Below are 19,140 nucleotides of genomic sequence, written 5' to 3'. Positions count from 1 at the left end.
CCGATGAGCAGCGCGGAGATCCCCCGCCCGGACGACGCGGACCGGACGGTCCGGGCCGAGGCCGACCGGCTGGCCGCCTCCGGCACCGGCCACCCCGGGCCGCACCTCATCGGGGTGCGCCACCACGCGCCGTCCCTCAGCGCGGTGATCCCCGCGCTGCTCGACGCCGCCCGGCCGGACGCCGTCCTGGTCGAGCTGCCCGCCGAGTTCCAGCCCTGGCTCGGCTGGCTCGCCGACGAGGAGACCCGGGCCCCGGTCGCCCTCGCGGCGGCCCCGGCCGGGCCCGAGGAGGCGGCCGGGCCCGCCTTCTACCCGTTCGCCGACTTCTCCCCGGAACTCGCCGCCCTGCGCTGGGCCCGGCGCAACGGGGTGGAGGCCGTCGCCTGCGACCTCCCGCTCGCCCACCGGGCCGCCCGGGCGGAGACCGGCGGGCCGGGGGAGCGCAGGCGCACCGAGGGCGCCCCGGCCGCTCCCGGTGTCGCCGACGCGCTGCGCCACCGCCTCACCGGCCGGGACTCCGACGAGGACCTGTGGGACCGCCTGGTCGAGACGGCCGCACCGGGCTCCGCCCCGGAGGCCGTCCGGCGCGCCGCCCTGCTGGTCGGCTGGGCGCTGCGCCGCGACGCCGAGACGGGCGCCGGCGTCGACCCGTACGACCTGCGCCGCGAGGCCTGGATGCGGGCCCGCATCCGGGACGCCTCGGCCGGCGGGCGCCGGGTCGCCGCCGTGATCGGCGCCTTCCACGCCCCCGCCCTGCTGGACGGCCCCCTCGCCACCGAGGAGCCCCCGCACCCCGACGACCCCGGACACGTGCTGTCCCTGATCCCCTACACCTATCCGCTGCTCGACGCCCGCTCCGGCTACCCGGCGGGCATCCGCGACCCGGAGTGGCAGCACACCGTCCTGGACGCCGGCGGAGACCCGGAACGCCTCGCCGAGGCGCTCACCGCCACCGCCGTCCGGATCTGCGCCGCCCTGCGCACCCAGGACCACCCCAGCGGCCCGGCCGACGCCCGCGAGATCGTCCGCCTGGCCGGCGACCTCGCCCGGCTGCGCGGCCACGCCGCCCCCGGCCGCGGCGAACTCGTCGAAGCGGTGCAGACCGCCCTCGCCCAGGGCGAACCCCTCGGGCGCGGCCGGGCCGTCGCCCGCGCCCTGGAACAGGTCCTGGTCGGCACCCGCACCGGCCGTCCCACCCCCGCCGCCCCGCGCAGCGGACTCGCCCCCGCCGTCGAGACGCTCCTCGACGCCCTGGGCCTCCCGAACCCCGCCGACCCCGGCCCGCGCGACCTGCGCCTCGACCCGCTGCGCAGCGACCTCGACCGCCGCCGGGAGATCCTGCTGCACCGCCTCACCGCCTGCGAGGTGCCCTACGCCGAGCCCGTCGCCACCACCGGCGCCGGCGGCACCGAAACCCTCGGCACCCGCTGGCGCCTGCACTGGACGCCCGCCACCGCCGCCATGCTCACCGTCGCCGGCACCCGGGGCGTCACCCCCGCGCAGGCCGCCGAAGGCGCCCTGCGCGCCCGCCTCACCGACCAGCCGACCCCGCGCGAGATCATCGACGGCCTCACCGCCGCGGCCTCCACCGCCCTCCCCGCCCTCGCCGAGGCCCGCCTCGCCCAACTCACCACGGTCCTCCCCGCCTCCGCGACCCTCCCCGACCTCCTCGACGCCCTGGCGCTCGTCGACCGGCTGGCCGCCGGCCACTTCCCGGGCTACGCCCCGGAGGAGGCGGTGGCCGCCGGTGCGTCCCGCGCGCCGGTCCTCGCCCCGCAGGCCCTTGACGGCCCGTGCGCCGACCACCCGGCCGACCACGTCGCCGGCCGCACCCCGGCTGGTGACGGTGCCGTGGAGGGCACGGGCGGGAAGGCCGGATCCGCCGCCCCCGGCTCCGGTGACGCCGCCTCGGCCGCACGGGGCGGGGGCGTTGCCGCGCCCGCGCCCCCGCCCGCTCCCGGCGAGCTCGGCCGGGCGGAGCGCGCGGAGGCGGGCGCGGCCGGTACGCCGGGCGCGGCCGGTTCCACGGCCGACCCCGCCCGCGCCCCGCGCGGCACCGACCCGGCCGACCCCGTCGCGGACGACGCTCCGTCGGGCCCCGGTCCCGGTCCGCTCCGCGCGCCGGAGGGCCCGCCCGTGCTCGCCGCGGCCGGGGAGGTGCTCACCGTGGCCGCCGTGCGGCAGCTGGAGGGCCTGGGCGGGTCGGACGATCCGCAGGACGCGCGGGCCCTGGTGGAGCTGGTGCGACGGGCCGACCGGCTCGGCGGGGTGCGACTGGCCCACGTGCTGGCCGAACTCGCCGAGCGGGGCAGCCCGATGGTGCGGGGCGCGGCCGGTGCGGTGCGGGTCCTGCTGGGGCAGGAGCCGGCCGACGCGCTGGGCGGCCGGGCCGCCTCGTGGGTGGACGGCGCCACCGCTCCGGGGGCGCGACAGGCACTCGGGCGGGCGCTGGTCGGTCTGCTGACGGCCGCGGAAGGGCTGTTCGACTCCGCGCCGCAGGCGCTGGAACCGCTGCTGGAGCGGGTCACCTCGCTGCCCGACGACGCCTTCCTGGACCGGCTGCCCGCGCTGCGCGGCGGCTTCGACACCCTCAGCCCCGCCGCCCGCGACCGGCTGCTGGCCCTGGTCGAGGAGCACCTGGGCACCCGGCTCGCCGCCCTGCCCGAGGAAGCCGGCCCCGCCGTGCTCGCCGGCTGGATCCGGGCGGACCTCGCGGCGCGCGCGGCTCTCGCCCGCCGCGGCCTCCTGCCCGCGACGCCACCGGATCCCGGCCCCGGCGCCCCGGCGGCCGCGGCCGAGGAGCAGCCGCCCACGGCCGGCACGGCCACCACAGCCGCCACGGCCGCCACGGCCGCCACGGCCGCCACGCCCCACGCCCTCGCCCCCGCCGAACGCTGGCGGCTGCTCCTCGGCCGCCCCGGCAACGGTGGCCTGACCGCCCGCGGTGCCCGACTCGCCACCGCCCTGGACGAGTTGTACGGCAGCGGCCACGGCGAGGGCTCCGGCCCGGGCCTGGAGAGTCGGGGCGGCAGGGGCGGCCGCGAGGCCCCGTACCCCGGCGTGCGGGAGTGGGCCGACGAACTGGAGTCGCTGTTCGGCCCCGGCGTGCGCGAGGAGGTGCTGGCCGCCGCCGTCGCGCACGGCCGCACCGACGTCCTGGAGGCGGTCGACCCGGCGGCCGTCCGCCCGTCCGTCGAGCTGCTGCGCACCGTGCTGGACCACGCGGGCGGTCTGCCCGAGGCCAGGGTGGCCCGGCTGCGCCCGCTGGTGCGGCGCCTGGTGGACGAGCTGAGCCGGGAGCTGGCCACCCGGCTGCGCCCGGCGCTGACCGGGATCGCCGTGCCGCGCCCGTCCCGGCGCCCGGGCGGCGGGCTGGACCTGGACCGGACGATCCGGGCCAACCTCGCCACCGCCCGCCCCGGACCGGACGGCGGCACCCTGATCGTGCCCGAGCGCCCGGTCTTCCGGACCAGGGCGCGGCAGGCCAACGACTGGCGGCTGATCCTGGTGGTGGACGTCTCCGGGTCGATGGAGGCCTCCACCGTGTGGGCCGCGCTGACGGCCTCGATCCTGGCCGGGGTGCCCTCGCTGAGCACCCACTTCGTGGCCTTCTCCACCGAGGTCCTGGACCTCACGGAGCGGGTGGACGATCCGCTGAGCCTGCTGCTGGAGGTGAGCGTCGGCGGCGGCACCAGCATCGCTACCGGGTTGCGCTACGCCCGGGAGCTGGTGACGGTGCCGTCCCGCACGCTGATCGCGGTGGTCAGCGACTTCGAGGAGGGCGGGCCGGTCGGCGGGCTGCTGGCCCAGACCCGGGCTCTGGTGGACTCCGGCGTGCACCTGCTCGGCTGCGCGGCGCTGGACGACACCGGGACGGCCCGCTATTCGAAGGCGGTCGCGGGCCAACTGGTCGCGGCCGGAATGCCCGTGGCGGCGTTGAGCCCGCTGGAACTGGCCCGCTGGGTGGGGGAGAAGGTGCGATGAGCGTGACGGCGCGGACGAGCGACTGGCCGGGCGTGCGGCCCGAGGTGGTCGCCGAGGTGGTGGCCGGGCTGAGCGCCCGGCTGCAGAAGCGGCTGGATGCCGCGGCGGCGAAGCTGGCGGAGCGGCCGGTGGCCCGGGAGGGCGACGAGTGGCGGGTGGAGGTGGACGAGGAGACGGTGCTCGTGCTGCGCGCCCCGGGCGGGGCGGTGGCCACGGCGGCCGACGTGCGCTGCGGCTGCCTGCTCGCCCCGGCCTGCGTGCACCGGGCCGCCGCCGTCTCCCTCTGCCCGCTCGCCGAGGCCGAGGCCGACGACGCGGAGGCGGCGCCGGCGTCCGGGGACGGCGGCGCTGCCGCGGCCGGCGAGGGCCGCGACGGGGCTCCGGCAGCTCCCGAGGAGCCGACCGCCGGGTCGGCCGCCGACCCGCTCACCGGGGCCGAACTCGCCGCCGTCCACCACCTCCACCGGGCCGCGTCCGCGGTCCTGGCCGCCGGGGTCGGCGGGGCGGGGGCGGTCTCCCAGGCGGAACTGCTGCGTGCGGCCCACCGGGCGAGGCTCGCGGGCCTGTACCGCCCGGCCGCGGCGGCCGTCACCGTCGCGACCAAGCTCCGGGCGGCACGCTCCGGTGCGCCCGACCACCGGCTGGTGGACCTGGTGGCGGGCCTGCGCGAACTGCTGGGCCTCACCACCGAGCTGACGGCCGGCGCGGCCCCGGTCGCCGAACTGCGCGGCACGGCGCGCCAGGCCTACCGTGAGGAGGGCGGCCTGCGGCTCTACGGCCTGTTCGCCGAGCCGGTGCTGACGGCCACCCACGCGGGCGCGGTCAGCTGGGCGGTGGACGCCGACGGGCGCCTCAGCACGATCGCCGAGGTGATGCCGCACGACGACGCGGCGGCCGCCGCCCCGCAGGCGGTCGGTGCGGGCAACCGGACGGTCAGGCTGGGCGACACCGCGCTCAGCCACCGCGAGTTCAGCCGCGCCGGGCTGGTCGTCCAGGGCGCGACCAGGTCCACCGGCGGCCGATTGGGCTCCGGCGCCTCGGTGCGGGCCGTCCGTGCGGCGGGCACGGCGTGGACGGACGGGCCGGCCGCCCGGCTCTGGTCCGAACCGCTGACCGCCCAGATCGCCCGGGCGCTCGCGGCGCGGGAACTGCCGTACGAGAGCCGCCCGGCCGGGAGCGACCTGCTGTTCCTTGACGTCACCCTGTTGGGCACGGCCCCCACCGGCCCGGGCGGGACGCCGCAGCTGCTGGCGCGGGCCGCGGCGCAGGGCGGCCCGGAGGGGCCGGACCACGGATCGGGTGGTCCTGGCGGTCCGGGCGCTCCTGGCGCTCCTGACGGTCCGGGCGGTCCGGTGATCGTCCTGCGCCCGGCGCACGAGCACCCCGACCTGCCGTTCCGGGCGAACCTCGCGCTGCTCGCCACCGCGCCCGGCCTGCGGCTGCGGGTGATCGGCCGCCTGGAGCGCGCCGACCGCCCGGAGCTGCTCCTGCTCGCGATCGGTACGCCTCCGGCCGCCCCCGATCCGCTCGCCCTGCCCACGGACCGGGCGGGCCGGGTCAGCGTCGGCCTGGAACGCCTCCAGACCGCCGACCTCGCGGTGCCCGCCGCGGCCTCCGTCACCGGGCCCGGCCGGACGGACGCGGTGACGGACCCGGTGACGGCCCCGTCGGCGGAGCAGTCGGCGGCCCCGGCGCCGTACGGCCCGCCCGTCCATGTGCTCGGCCGCCGGGTCGAGCAGACGGTCACCACCGGCCGGCACGCCCTCGCCCCGAGCGAGGCCTCGGCGGCGGTCGACCGGGCTCTGCTGCGCGCCGCCGGGCTGGCCACGGCCGCCGAGCTCCTCGACGGCCTGCGGGCCGCCGCGGCCGACCGCCGGCGCGACGTCTTCGGCCGGATCGTCACGGACGACCACGAGGCCTTCGCCACCGCCTGGTTGGCCGCCGCCTCCTACACCGAGGAACTGGCCACGGCGCTGTGCGCGGCGGCCTGGTCCGGGGAGGGGTGAGGAGTCTTCCGGCGCCCTTCCGTGGCCCGTGGAACCGAGTGCCCCGCCCGGTGGCCCGGACGTCGGCCGGTCCTCACCGGTGCGTTCCGTCGGTCCCGTGCCGGCGTGCGCTCGGCGTCCTCAGGCGGGCGACCGCCTTCCGGGCGGCTTCGCGCTGGTCCGGGCGGGGCGCGGGTATGCGAGGTCCGGCGAGGTCGGGCCCCGTGAGTGACTTGGCCGCGACCGCGGCCCAGTCGGAGCGGCGTACCACCGCGACGTGTCCCTCCACGTGGGCCGCGCGGTCCTTCCAGTCGTCGGGCGGCGCCATCAGGATGCGAAGGCCTTGGTCGTCCAGCCACTCCAGGCCGAGGACCTGGCGGCCGAAGTGGCCCTCGATGAGCGACACAGCGGTGCCGGTCTCCAGGTTCAGGAGCAGGAGTTCGCCCTCGAAGTGGTAGCCGCCGTCGTACTCGCCGGATCCCACGGCGAGCAGGGGGAGGGCCGGGTGGAAGGCCATGGCGTGCACGGGGTACTGGGACGTCAGGAGCCGTCGACGGCGGGCGCGGTCGGTGACGTGGAAGACGCCGACCGTCCTGGCCTCGTCGTACTCGTGCGCTCCGGCCACGGCGAACAGGCGGCGCCGCTCGTCCTCGGTGGTCAGGACGGGATCGCCGAGCCCGGCGAAGGGGTCGGAGTCGTCATGGTCGTCGAGGGGCGGGGTCATGCCGAGGATCCTCGCAGTCGTCCGGACCGGACGGCGAACTATTTGCACAGACTGATATTCCGCGCCGACTGGCATACTTGTCGGAGGGGAGACGTGAGCGGCGCGACGGAAGAGTGGGCGAGTCATGGGAATCCGCGACGATGCGGCCGAGATCCGGGCCTGTGGCTGGCGGACGCTCGCCGCGCTGCACGGAATGATCGACACCGCGCTGGAGAAGTCGCTCCAGGCCGAGTTCAAGCTCTCGGTGGTCGAGTACACGGTGCTGGAGGCGCTCTCCCGCCAGGACGGCTGGCACATGCGGATGCAGCAGCTGGCCCGAGCCGCGGCGCTGAGCAGCAGCGCGACCACCCGACTGGTGAGCCGCCTGGAGGACCGGGGCCTGCTCAGCCGCTTCCTCTGCGCGGAGGACCGGCGGGGCATCTACACCGAGCTGACGCCCGAGGGCCGCGAGCTGCTGACCGCCGCCCGCCCGGTGCACGACGCCACCCTGGAGGCGACGCTCACGGAGGCCACCGAGGTCCCCGAGCTGGCTCCGCTGGTGGAATCGCTCGCCGACCTCCACCCGGTCCACGCCAACGCCTGATACCCGCGCCCGGATCCACGCCTGATACCCACGCCGGGACCGTCAGGGCAGCCGGGCCCGAGCCCCGCACGGCGCTCACCGCTGCCTCCCGTCGCCCGTGACACCGTCGGTGCGGCCGGCGGGCAGCCCCGTGGTGCCGTGGTCCGCGGAGGGGCTGCCGGACAGGTCGTACATGCGCGGCAGCACGGGCCGGGGCACCACCACCGCGCCGGGCAAGCCGGGGATCTCGGCGCCGACCGCCAGGCCCCCGTTGGCAGGTGCCTCGGCGCGGAGGGCCTCCCCGGCGCCGCCGAGCCCCGTGGCGCCCGCCCCGGCCTCGCCCAAGCCGCCCGTACCGCCCAAGCCGCCCGCACCGGCCACGTCGGCCACGTCGTCCACGTCGGCCGGGCCGTCCGCGCCGTAGGGGACGGCCGGAGCCCCCGGCGCGCCGAACGGCCCCGGAGCCCCCGGGCTCCCGGCCGACAGCCCGGGAAGCCCTCCGGCCACCGCGCCCGCCGGCTCCTGCCCGAGCCCGACCAGACCGCCCCCGCCCCCGGCCCCGCCCCCGGTCCCGGAGCCACCACCGGTCCCGGCACCGGAGCCGCCGCCAACCCCCGCATCGCCCCCCGGAGCCCGGGTGATCCGGGCCCCGGAGGGCAGCCCGGGCACCTCCCCGCTCGGCGGCGCGGCCTGCTCCAGCAGTGCCGAGGGCACCGTCACCAGGGCCCGGGTGCCGCCGTACGGGGACGGCCGCAGGGAGACCAGGACGTCGTGCCGGGCGGCCAGGCGCGCGACGACGAACAGGCCGAGCCGCAGGTCGTCGCCGAGCGCGGAGACGTCCAGCTCGGGCGGGTCGGCCAGGTACGCGTTGAGCCGCCGGTACTCGTCCTCGGTCATGCCGAGCCCGCGGTCCTCGACCTCGACCGCCAGGCCCTCGGTGACCTCCTGCGCGGAGATCTGCACCTGGGTGTACGGCGGGGAGAAGGTGGTGCCGTTCTCGATCAGCTCGGCGACCAGATGGATGACGTCGGCGACGGCCTCCCCTCGGAGGGAGACGCGCGGCACACCCCGGACGACGACCCGGGAGTAGTTCTCCGTCTCCGAGACGGCGCTGCGCAGCACGTTGACCACGGGTACGGCGTTGCGCCAGCGCCGGGCGGGCAGGGCGCCGCCGAGGATGACCAGGTTCTCGGCGTTGCGCCGCATCCGGGTCGCCAGGTGGTCGACGGCGAACAGTTCGCGCAGCAGCTCCGGGTCCTCGTGCTCGCGCTCCAGCGCGTCCAGCATGCTGATCTGCCGGTGGATCAGGATCTGGGTGCGCCGGGCGATGTTGAGGAAGACCTTCTTCGTCCCCTCGCGGCCCTGGGCCTGGTGGACGATGGCGGCGACGGCGGCCTGGCGGACGGCGGCGAGGCCCTCCGCGGCCTGCTGGAGGTCGTCGCCGGCCCGCCGACGCGGCGCCCAGGCGGGCGGGGCGGGCACCTGCTCCCCGGCGCGCAGCCGCTCGACCACGTCGGGGATCTCCTGCCGGGCGAGCGCGACGGTGTCGGCCCGCAGTTCGGAGAGCCGTGCGGACAGCGTCCAGGCGGTCCGGACGCCGCGGAACAGGCTGATCAGCACCACCGCGGCGACGGCCGCGCTGCCGGCCAGCAGTTCGGTGCGCTGTCCGGAGTCGCGCAGCAGGTAGGCGGCGTACCCCCAGGCGGCGGCGAGGCCCAGGCTGGGGAGCAGCACGAGGCCGAGGAGCGGGCTGCGGAGCGAGCCGGACCGGCCGGCGCGGTGGCCCGTGCGGTGGGCCGATATGCCTGGCATCTGGTTCCTTGCTGCAGGGCCGGGTCGTGGGACCGGGACCCGCCGGTCGGACCGGCGGTCCGAGCGGAGCTGCGGGGCGGTCCCGAAGACGGTGCGGCCGGGCTTCAGGGAGTCCTGCGGGGTCGGGGCCGGGACCGCCGGATCCGGTGACGCGCTGCCACCGGCCCGGCCGGGTGGGGCACGGCCGCCGACGGCCTGACGCTATCAGCCCCGGGCGTCGTCGGCGCAACATCAACTGGCCGGGAACGAAGGGGTGGTGGCGTCGGAGCGGGGCGCGGGGCGGGGCGCCGGTCGGGGCGATCCCGCAGCTCACGGCCGTCGGACGGGTCGGGCAGGTCGGGCCCGCGGCCCCCGGAGGGCGTGGGCGGCCTCCGGGGAATCCGGCAGGAACAGGTCAATCGGCGGCGGGTCGCGGACGGGGCCCCGGCCCGGTCTCAGCCCGCGAGCGGCATCGGCAGCACCCGTCCGCCCCGGCCTGGCGGCTTCTCCACCGGGGCCCCTCGCTGGGCGACGAGTTCGCTCCAGGCCCAGCTGGTCAGCTCGGACAGCTCCGCGGACCACTGCTTGCCGTACGTGCCCGAGGCGACCTGCCCGAGCCGCAGCCGCTGGACGTCCGAGGTGCCGGCCGGCGGGTAGACGTGGGTGGCGTCCCGCAGGTAGCGCTCGATGCCGAACTCGGGCTGGAGGCCGCGGGCGGCGTGGATCTCCATGGCGTTGCGGGCGGAGTCCAGCGCGTACTCGGTGTTGATGAGCTTGGCGTTCATCAGCTCGGCGTCGCAGGCGCGGCCGAGGTCGAGCAGGTGGGAGGCGTGGTAGGCGGCCAGCCTGGCGGTCATCAGCCGGGACTGCATCTCGCCCAACTTGAGCATGATGTTCGGTAGTTGATTGATCGGCTGGCCGTACAGGACGCGCCCCTCGGCGAACCGGACGGTGTCCTCGACGATCGCGGTGTGGATGCCGAGCCCGACGGCGGCGAGGTTGATCCGGCCGTAGAGGGTGGAGGAGGAGTAGGCGACGTCCAGTCCCTGCCCCTCGCGGCCGAGCCGGTTGCCGGCCGGGACACGGCAGTCCTCCAGGAGGATCTCGCCGAAGGAGAAGCCGTGCAGCCCGCTCTGGGACCCGGGGGAGCCGGTGCGGAACCCGGGGCGGTCGCTCTCGACCAGGAAGGCGGACAGTCCCCGGCTGCCCTGGCCGGTGCGCAGGACCACGCCGTGCACGTCCCCGATGTGGGAGTTGCCGACGAACCACTTGCGGCCGTTGAGCACGTACTCGTCGCCGTCGCGGACCGCGGTGCCGGTCATCCCGAGCACGTGGCCGCCGGACTCCGGCTCGGTGACGGCGATGGTCGGCAGGCACTCCCCGGAGGCGAACTTCGGCAGCCACTTGCGGCGTTGCGCCTGGGAGCCGTAGTGGAGCACCTTGGCCACGCCCAGCTGGGAGGCCTGGGCGATCGAGCCCGCAGCCCCGCTCACCCGGGCCAGCTCCTCGATGATCACGGTCTTGGCGACGTGCCCCAGGCCGAGGCCGCCGAACTCCCGCGGGATCGTCACGCCGATCCAGCCCTGGCGGCCGATCTCCCGGGCCAGCTCGAACTCGATCTTCCGCTCGGCCTCCATCCTGGCCACCCGCGGACGCACCTCCTTCTCCGCGAAGTCACGGACTTCGGCCCGAAGGCCCTCGTGACGGTCGTCGGTGAAGTAGTCCATCGCCATGCTCCGGTCCTCTCGATGCGTGTGGTGCCGTGCCTCCGTCCGTGCCGTCGATGCCGCTCCGGCGATCCCCACGGGGGGCGGTGGGTGTGCGGGAGTGTCGGCCGGTCGCCCCGGTGCGATCGGCGCATGCGTCCCCGGGCGGTGTCCCGGTGGCGGGAACCGTCCGTGTCTTCGGCAGGGCTCATTGTTGTATGGGGTACCGGGGCAGCCCAGAGTCGATCTTGGATTGGCGCGATTCGGCCCGTCCCCGCCGGGAGGGGTTTCGCCACGGCCCCGGACGGGCATTGAACTTCGCTTCCGTGACGGTCCGTCGACCAGTCGTTCACATGCGGTTTTGACGGGCCATCGGCAAGGCTGAAGAACGGTCGATCGGGGCCGCCCGGGCGTTCTGATGTCTGGTTACATGTGCGCCATGACAGATGTGATGAGCACTCAAGGCCAGTTCCCGGGTGCCTCCGGGGAGTCCGCGCGAACCCGCAGGCTGCGCGGCCTTGGGCTCAACGACCCGTCCGCGGACGAGGCCTTCGACCGCTTCGCCCACCTGGCAGCCAGTATCACGCGCGCTCCCATCGCGATGGTCAACTTCATCAATGACGAGCGCCAGATGTTCCGGGGGCTCTACATCCCGCCAAGTTCGGCCGACGCCACGGCCGAGGACGGATCGTCCTGGGCGGACCGCGGCATCGCCTTCGACCTCCCCACCCGGGAGATGCCGCTGAGCCACGGATTCTGTCCCCACGTGGTCGCCCAGCGCTCCCCCCTCGCCCTCGACGACATCCTCGCCTACCCCCGGTTCGCCGGGAACCCGGTGGTGGACGAACTCGGCGTCCGCGCCTACCTCGGCGCCCCGCTCGTCGACGACACCAACACCGTCATCGGTACCGTCTGCGTCCTCGACCGGGAGCCCCGGCAGTGGGGGCGCGAACGGCTGCGCGACATCCAGCACCTCGCCGAGGCGCTGCTCTCCGAGATCCGGCTGCGCGACAGCCTGCTCGCCCAGCGCCAGGAGATGTTCGCCGCCTTCGACGGCTCGCCGTTCCCCATCATGCTCACCGAGGGCCCGGACCAGGAGATCCGCTACGCCAACGCCCAGCACACCGACACCTTCGGCGCGCCGACGGCTTGCGGGACGATCGGCGCCGCGTACCCGCAGCTCGGCGCGGCGGGCCTGGAACAGACCGTCGTGGAGGCGTACCGCACCGGCCGCACCGCCGTCCTCGACGAGGTCCGGCTGCAGGCCGCCCGCCCGGACGCCCAGCGCGGCCGGCAGGTCTTCAGCTTCACCTGCACCCCGCTGCGGGCCGCGCTCACCGGCCGGATCAACGGCGTCCTCACCGTCGGCATGGACATCACCGCGCGGTCCCGCACCGAGGAGGAACTCGGCACGCTGGCCGCCCTGCTCGTCGACCGGCTCCAGCAGAGCGGCGCCCCGTCGCCCGGCCGCCCGGCCGTCACCGGTGAGGCCGGTCCCGGCCTGCCCCGCTGAACCCCGGCCGGTGCGGACCGCCACCGCCGTGGCGGGGCGCCTCTCACCCCGTGGAGAGGACCCCGCCACGACGATGCCGCCCGGGGCCGGGAGTTCGCCGGGAGCCACCGGGGGGCCACCAGGGGACCGCCGGGTGCCCGCCAGGAGTCCGCCGTCCCGGCCGAGTGGGTGAACCGCCCCCGCTCCGCCGTCCCGACCGGGCCCGCACCCGGGGTGCCGGATGGTAGGCATGGGCCGCATGGACTGGTTCGCCGCCCCCGACTACTGGCTGAGCCGGCTGCTCGTCCAACGCCTGCTCGCCACCCTGTACCTGATCGGATTCCTGGCCGCCGCCGCGCAGTTCCGCGCCCTGATCGGTGCCGACGGCATGCTGCCCGTGCCCCGCTTCACCGCCAGGGTCCCGTTCCGCCGGTCACCCGGCCTGTTCCACCTCCACTACAGCGACCGGTTCTTCGCCGCCGTCGCCTGGAGCGGCGCCGCCCTCGCCGCCGCCGTGGCGGCCGGACTCGTCGACGCCGTCCCGCTCTGGGCGTCCGTCCTGCCGTGGGCGGCGCTCTGGATCCTGTACCTCTCCATCGTCAACGTCGGACAGACCTGGTACTCCTTCGGATGGGAGTCCCTGCTGCTCGAAGCCGGCTTCCTGGCCGCGTTCCTGGGCAACGCCGACACCGCCCCGCCCACTCCGGTCCTGTGGCTGATGCGGTGGCTCGCCTTCCGCGTCGAGTTCGGCGCCGGACTGATCAAACTGCGCGGCGACAGCTGCTGGCGCGACCTGACCTGCCTCCGGTACCACCACGAGACCCAGCCGATGCCCGGACCGCTCAGCTGGTTCTTCCACCACCTGCCCGCCCCGCTGCACCGGGTCGAGGCCGCCGTCAACCACGTCGTCCAACTCGTCGTACCGGTGGGCCTGCTGCTGCCCCAGCCGATCGCGAGCTACGCGGCCTGCGCCGTCATCGCCACCCAGCTCTGGCTGGTCGCCTCCGGCAACTTCGCCTGGCTCAACTGGCTGACGATCGCCCTCGCCCTCGCCGCCGTGCAGCCGGCCCGGCTCGGCCTGCCCGTCCACGCCCGCGCGTACCCCGGCGCACCGGTCTGGTACGAGGCGCTGGTGATCGCGCTGACCGCCGCCGTCACGGTGCTCAGCTACTGGCCGGTGCGCAACATGGTCTCCCGCGGCCAGGCCATGAACCGCTCCTTCAACCGGCTGCACCTCGTCAACACCTACGGCGCCTTCGGCAGCGTCAACCGGCTCCGCCAGGAGGTGGTGGTCGAGGGCACCGACGAGGCGGTGCTCACCCCGCACACCGTCTGGCGCGAGTACGGCTTCAAGGGCAAGCCCGGCGACGTGCGCCGGCTCCCGCGCCAGTTCGCGCCCTACCACCTGCGGCTCGACTGGCTGATGTGGTTCGCCGGCATCTCGCCCGGCTACGCCCGCCCCTGGTTCCTGCCCTTCGTCGCCCGCCTGCTGACCGGGGACCGGGCCACCCTGCGCTTGCTGCGCCACAACCCGTTCCCGCACGCCCCGCCGACCCACGTCCGGGCGACCCTCTACCTCTACCGGTTCACCGATTGGCGCGAACTGCGGAGGACCGGCGCGTGGTGGCACCGCACCGCGCTCAGCGAGTACCTCGCGCCGGTCGATCTGCCGGCCCTCGGCCGGGCCGGGTACCGGCCGCCGCTCGGCCGGCCCGGCCCGGCACGGGGACGGGGACGGGGAGTCCGCGAGGTGCCACTGGAGCGGTTCCGCCGACCCGGCCGGCGGCCCGACCGCCCGTCGGGGCCGTCCGGCGCACCCGGCGGGGGACCCGCATGAGCACCGGGGCCCGGACCCGCCGCAGGGAGCACCCGAGCAGCGGTGACACCCGTCCGGACCAACGCCGGACCACCCGTCCGGCCCGCCCGGGTGGCGGCCAGGCGGGCGGTATGGCACACGACACCCGCCGTCGGCGCGGTGGGTGCGTGCAAGGCTCGAACGGGCACCCGTATTCTGGGCGTCCACACCCGGCAGCCCGACCGCGCGCCCCCTAGCCCCACCCCAGGGGCGACTCCGCGCACCCGGTCCGCCGCCCCCTCGCCGCCAGCCCCGCCGTCGTCGCCCAGAACCGGACCTCACATGACAGTGCTTCACTCGCGCAACGCCGACGCAGCCGACCCGGCGGACGTCGCCGACGCCGCAGACGTCAAGGACCCCCAGGACGCCGCCGCGGAGCCCGACCTCCGCGAGGACCTCGGCCGCTACGCCGAACTCGGGGCCTTCACGCTCACCGCCGAGACCCACGCCTGGTACGCGGCCGTCGACACCGTCGCCACTCCCGAGGACGCCCGCGCCGCCTCCACGGCCCTCGCCGAACTGCGCGGCAGCGACCTCCAGCAGACCTGGGAGACCGTGACCGCGCTGGCCGCCGACGTCAAGCTCGAAGAGCCCGACACCGTCGCCAAGACCGCGCTGCTGGTCGAGATGCTCCAGCGGGTGCACCGCACCTCCGCGGCCCTCTTCCCCGCCGCGTACGACGCCGACCTCGGCGCCCTCGCCGCCGCCACCGCCGACAGCACCTGGCGCCGCGAGAACGGCGTCAAGCTGTCCTGGCTGCGCGGCCGCTCGCTGCGCAAGCAGGCCGTCGCGCTCGCCACCGACCGCCGCATCCGCCGGGAGGACCTGCACGAGGCCCTCACCTCCGCCGAGATCGAGCGCCGGGCCTGGGCCGCGCTGGCCCCGGTCGGCACCCTCCCGCGGGTCCCCTCCGACGGCGCCCTGGTCGACCGCACCGCCCAGGCCTTCGAGACGATCAACACCGGCCTGCGCGGCCTCGCCCGCCTGCTGCCCGACCACGACCTGGACGCGCTGCCCTTCGCCGAGCTGATCGACCTGGTCGAGCGCCTCGCCGCCGACGAGGGCACCCTCTACCGCCTGCCCACCATCCGTGGCCTGCGCGTCGGCCTGGAGGAAGCCGGCCTCGCCGACCTGCTCGCCGAACTCACCGCTTCCAAGGCCGACCGCCGCGCCGCCGAGGCCGCGTACGCGGCCCGCCAGGCGCTGGCGGGCGGGCAGCGGGACGGGCTGGCGGAGAAGACCGCCGCCGTGGACGAGGCGGCGGCCGAGGCGCAGACCGGTACCGAGGACGCGGCGGCGGACGTCGCCGCGGACGGCGCCGCGGACGGCGCCGAGGTTGCGGTCGAGACCGCCGTCGAGGCCCCTGCCGAGGTTGGGGGTGAGGCCGGTACCGAGGAGGCTGCCGCCGAGCGGTCCGGGGCCGACGGGACGGCCGACCGGGCCGACGCCGAGGCGGCTGCCCTGCAGGCGCTGGCGGCCGGGCAGCGGGACGGCCTCGTGGAGGAGGCCCCGGCCGCGGTGACGGCTCCGGCGGAGGAGACCACCGAGACCACCGAGACCGCCGCGGCCGCCGCGGTGGTTTCGGAGGACGAGACCGAGGTCGAGACCGAGACCGAGATTGAGGCCGAGCCGACGGCGAACGCCAGTGCCACGGCGGACGAGCCGGCGGCGGCGCAGACCACGGAGGAGACGCCGGCCGCGGTCGTCTCCCTTCCGGCGCCCTCCCCGGCGGCCGACGACCTGGTGGCCGCCGCGACCGCAGCCCTGGCCGAGCCCGAGGCCGCGGATGAGCAGCCGGCGGCGGAGGTGGAGCCGGAGGCCGCCCTGGTCGCCGAGGCGACCGAGGCCGAGGAGCCCGCGGTCGAGGCTGCCGAGCCCGTTGCCGAGGCCGAGCCCGAGGCCGTTGTGGCGGAGTCGGTCGAGGCCGAGGTCGCCGTGGAGACCGTCGAGATCGAGGTCGAGGCGACGACCGAGGAGCCGGTGGCCGAGGTTGCTGAGCCCGCTGCCGAGGTTGCGGCGGAGGTTGCGGTCGAGACCGAGGCTGAGAGCGAGGCTGAGCCGGTGGCCGAGGCCGTCGTGGCGGAGCCCGCCGTCGAGGCTGAGGAGATCGTCACCGAGACCGAGGCCGAGGTCGAGGAGCCGGTGGCCGAGGTCGAGCCGGTGGTCGAGGCCGAGGCCGTGCCCGAGGCTGTCGCCGCGGAGCCCGCCGTCGAGGCTGAGAAGGTCGCCGCTGAGGTCGAGGCCGCGCCGGTGGTCGAGGCCGAGGCTGAGCCCGAGGCCGTCGTCGAGGAGCCCGTTGCGGAGCCCGCCGTAGAGGCGGAGCCGGTTGAGGCCGAGGTCGCCGTGGAGGCTGCCGAGACCGAGACCGAGACCGGGCCCGAGAGCGTGGTCGAGAAGAGCGCCGTCGAGCCCGAGCCCGAGGTCGCCGCCGCAGAGGTGGCGGAGCCCGTCGCCGTCGAGCCCGAGGTCGCCGTCGAGCCCGAGCCGGTCGCCGCCGAGCCGGTGGCCGAGGCCCGTCCCGCGAAGCCGGACTTCACGCCCGGTCGCCCCGTGACCGCCTACTCCGCCGACGAGCTGCTCTCCGTCGTGCGCTGGGTGGACGGCGACGGCACCGAGCGGACGGACGAGGAGCTGCTGCGGGCGGCCATGAAGGAGCTGGGCTTCGCCCGCCTCGGCCCCCGGATCAAGGAGGCGCTGGGCGCCGCCGTCGCCGCCGCGCGCGGCTGACACCTGACGACCCGCACAACGGCCGGGCCCGGAACGCGTACGTGCGTCCCGGGCCCGGCCGTTGTGCGTCGCCGGTCCCGTCCGCCGACGGGCGTCTCCGCGAGGTTGCTTCCTTCGGGGCCGTTGTCAGGCGTCCGGGCGGGTCGGCCCGATCGGACGGTCGAGTGCCCGCCGCAGCACGGCGGGGGCGGTCACCAGTGAGGGCCCGTACCAGGTCAGGTGCCGTCCGCTGACGAGTGCCGCGGGTGTGCCCGGGAACGACTCCGGGCCGTCCTCGGCGGTGAAGCGGTACGGCTCGTCGGGCAGGACGACCAACTCCGGCCGGCAGGCGAGCAGTTCGGGCAGTGGGACGGCCGGGTAGCGCTCGGGGTGGTCGGCGTGGACGAGCCGTGGGCCCAGGCGGCGCAGCAGGTCCCCGGCGAAGGTGTCGCGGCCGAGGACCATCCATGGGCGCCGCCAGATCGGTACGACGGTCCGCGGGCCGTCGGACTCCGCCGGTGTGCCGCCGCCCCCGACGCCGGCCCAGGCGGCCTCCGCCTCGTCCAGCCAGGCCGGCCGGGGCAGCCCGCAGGCGGTGGTGAGCAGCCGGTCCAGGGAGCGGAAGGCGTCGTCCAGGGTGCGGATGTCGGTGACCCAGACCGGCACGCCGGCCGCCCGCAGCGCGTCCAGGTCGGGGCGCCGGTTCTCCTCGTCGTTGGCGAGGACGAGGTCCGGGGCGAGCGCGAGGATGCGCGGGACGTCCGGGTTCTTGGTGCCGCCGATCCGGGTGACGGCCAGTTCGGCGGGGTGGGTGCACCAGTCCGTGGCGCCGACCAGCAGACCGGGCGCGGTGGCGGCGACCGCCTCGGTCAGCGAGGGCACCAGCGAGACCACCCGGCGGGGCGGGCGCGGCCCGAGCCGGACGGGGAGGTCGAGGTCGTCGCGCGGGGCGGTGGGGTCGGCCATCCGACCAGCCTACGTCCGGCTCCTCGGTGCGGGGGCGCGCGGACGACGCGCGGACGGGTACGCGCGGACGGCTGTGCGCGGGGCCGGGACCGGTCGCGGATCGCGGGGAACCCGACGCCCGGGCCGTCCGACTACCTGGTCCGGGTCCGCAGCGCGGGCCCCGGCACGACCATCCGGTGCCGTCACCGAGCACCACCACCGACCAGGAGAGTTGTCATGCGCCCTCGCGTCGTCTGCGGAATCGCGGCCGCCGTCGCCCTGTTCGCCACGGCCTGCGGAAGCGGTTCCGGGGGCGGGGCGAGCGCCCCCGTCAGCGTCCGGGCCGGCCAGGGCGGTGGATTCCCCGTCAAGGTCGCCGACTGCGCGGGCAAGGAGACCACCATCGCCCAGGCTCCCGCCAGGATCGTCACCAGCAACGCCGCGAGCCTGGAGCTGCTGCTGCAGCTCGGCGCGGGGGAGCGGGTGATCGGTACCGGCTTCCCGCCCGGCAAGGGCACCCTGCCCGGCGCGCTCGCCGACCAGGGCGCCAAGGTGCCGGTGCTCGGGGAGAAGGGCATACCCAAGGAGAAGCTGCTCGGCTCCGGCGCCGACCTCTACGTGGACACCTTCGGCGCGATGCCGATGATGGGCGGCGGCGCCACCGGGCCGAGCGAGGAGGAGTACGCGGCGGCCGGCATCCAGCACGTGTACCTGCTCTCCACCGCCTGCGCCGGGACGCCGAAGGCCGCCAAGGCGCCGCGCACCGACCTCGCCGGGATCGAGGAGGACGTCCGTCGCCTCGGGGCCGTCACCGGCACCGCCGCACGGGCCGAGGAACTGGTCACCGGGATGGAGAAGCAACTCGGCGAGGTCCGCACCGCGCTCGCCGCCGTTCCGGAGGAGCAGCGGCCGAGCTACTTCGTCTTCGACTTCGACGCCGGCACCAAGCAGCCGGTGGCGGTCTGCGGCCGGCAGGTCGCCAACGCCGTGATCACCCAGGCGGGGGCGCGCAACGTGTTCGCCGACTGCGACGCCGACTTCAAGCCCGGCTCCTGGGAGGACGTGGTCGCCAAGAACCCGGACTGGATCCAGCTGGCCGTGCGCAACCGGGGCAGCGAGGAGGCCACCCGCAAGGCCTTCGACGAAGCCGAGGCCTTTCTGAAGGGCTTCCCCGCGACCCAGGGCCTGAAGGCCGTCCAGGAGGGGCACTTCGTCCGGCTCGGCTCCGAGGTGACCACCATCGCGGGGGTGCGCAACGCCGACGCCGTGCGGCAGATCGCCGCCACCGTCCACCCGGACCTGGTCAAGGGCGCCCCGGCTCAGGGCGGCGCTCCGGCCGCGGGTGCCGACTCGACCCAGGGCGCCGGCCCCGCCGGGAACGGGCAGTAGC

Annotated in this window: 11 protein-coding genes; 7 read left to right on the top strand and 4 right to left on the bottom strand. The window is 76.5% G+C overall.

All coding sequences use genetic code 11. The annotated features are described in order from the left end of the window. The first annotated feature begins 3 nt into the window (after window positions 1-3). Together ACWD4P_RS05810 and ACWD4P_RS05805 are read left to right on the top strand one after the other, a co-directional pair. Complete coding sequence (locus tag ACWD4P_RS05810) at window positions 4-3,984, top strand: DUF5682 family protein (RefSeq protein ID WP_449778679.1); 3,981 nt, start codon at window positions 4-6, stop codon at window positions 3,982-3,984. Next, window positions 3,981-5,990, top strand: coding sequence for a hypothetical protein (locus ACWD4P_RS05805; protein WP_449778678.1), 2,010 nt, complete (start codon window positions 3,981-3,983; stop codon window positions 5,988-5,990). Before ACWD4P_RS05810 ends, ACWD4P_RS05805 begins: the two co-directional genes overlap by 4 nt. 73 nt (window positions 5,991-6,063) lie before the next feature. Here the strand turns inward: ACWD4P_RS05805 and ACWD4P_RS05800 are convergent, their stop codons facing one another. After that, the gene (locus tag ACWD4P_RS05800; RefSeq protein WP_449778677.1) at window positions 6,064-6,693 is read right to left on the bottom strand and encodes a hypothetical protein; all 630 of its coding nucleotides are present in this window, start codon (window positions 6,691-6,693) and stop codon (window positions 6,064-6,066) included. A 124-nt stretch (window positions 6,694-6,817) separates the two neighbouring features. Between ACWD4P_RS05800 and ACWD4P_RS05795 the strand changes: the two genes are divergently transcribed. Continuing rightward, entirely contained in the window at window positions 6,818-7,276 is a 459-nt protein-coding gene (locus ACWD4P_RS05795) for a MarR family winged helix-turn-helix transcriptional regulator (protein WP_449778676.1), read from the top strand. Between the two features lie 75 nt (window positions 7,277-7,351). Here the strand turns inward: ACWD4P_RS05795 and ACWD4P_RS05790 are convergent, their stop codons facing one another. Beyond that, on the bottom strand, window positions 7,352-9,067 hold the full coding sequence (locus ACWD4P_RS05790) for a sensor histidine kinase (protein ID WP_449778675.1): 1,716 nt from the start codon (window positions 9,065-9,067) through the stop codon (window positions 7,352-7,354). Window positions 9,068-9,501: 434 nt separating this feature from the next. After that, on the bottom strand, window positions 9,502-10,779 hold the full coding sequence (locus ACWD4P_RS05785) for an acyl-CoA dehydrogenase family protein (protein WP_449778674.1): 1,278 nt from the start codon (window positions 10,777-10,779) through the stop codon (window positions 9,502-9,504). 412 nt (window positions 10,780-11,191) lie between these two features. On the opposite strand from ACWD4P_RS05785, the gene ACWD4P_RS05780 reads away from it, so the two are divergent. The 3 genes from ACWD4P_RS05780 (at window position 11,192) to ACWD4P_RS05770 (ending at window position 16,826) form a co-directional block, all read left to right on the top strand. After that, a complete protein-coding gene (locus tag ACWD4P_RS05780) occupies window positions 11,192-12,265 on the top strand; it encodes a GAF domain-containing protein (protein WP_359827585.1) in 1,074 nt (357 codons plus the stop codon). 238 nt (window positions 12,266-12,503) lie between these two features. Beyond that, the gene (locus ACWD4P_RS05775; RefSeq protein WP_449778673.1) at window positions 12,504-14,081 is read left to right on the top strand and encodes a lipase maturation factor family protein; all 1,578 of its coding nucleotides are present in this window, start codon (window positions 12,504-12,506) and stop codon (window positions 14,079-14,081) included. Between the two features lie 300 nt (window positions 14,082-14,381). Then, window positions 14,382-16,826, top strand: a complete 2,445-nt coding sequence (locus ACWD4P_RS05770) for a hypothetical protein (protein ID WP_449778672.1) — start codon at window positions 14,382-14,384, stop codon at window positions 16,824-16,826. A gap of 126 nt (window positions 16,827-16,952) precedes the next feature. Here the strand turns inward: ACWD4P_RS05770 and ACWD4P_RS05765 are convergent, their stop codons facing one another. Continuing rightward, window positions 16,953-17,771, bottom strand: a complete 819-nt coding sequence (locus ACWD4P_RS05765; RefSeq protein WP_359827582.1) for a helical backbone metal receptor — start codon at window positions 17,769-17,771, stop codon at window positions 16,953-16,955. Window positions 17,772-17,987: 216 nt separating this feature from the next. On the opposite strand from ACWD4P_RS05765, the gene ACWD4P_RS05760 reads away from it, so the two are divergent. After that, window positions 17,988-19,139 (top strand): ABC transporter substrate-binding protein, encoded by a 1,152-nt coding sequence (locus ACWD4P_RS05760; protein WP_449778671.1) that lies wholly within the window; start codon window positions 17,988-17,990, stop codon window positions 19,137-19,139. Window position 19,140 lies beyond the last annotated feature (1 nt).

It is taken from the genome of Kitasatospora sp. NPDC002543 (genome assembly GCF_053594915.1).
The sequence above is the reverse complement of the archived record's forward strand: the minus strand, read 5'-3'. Positions and strand labels throughout refer to the sequence as shown.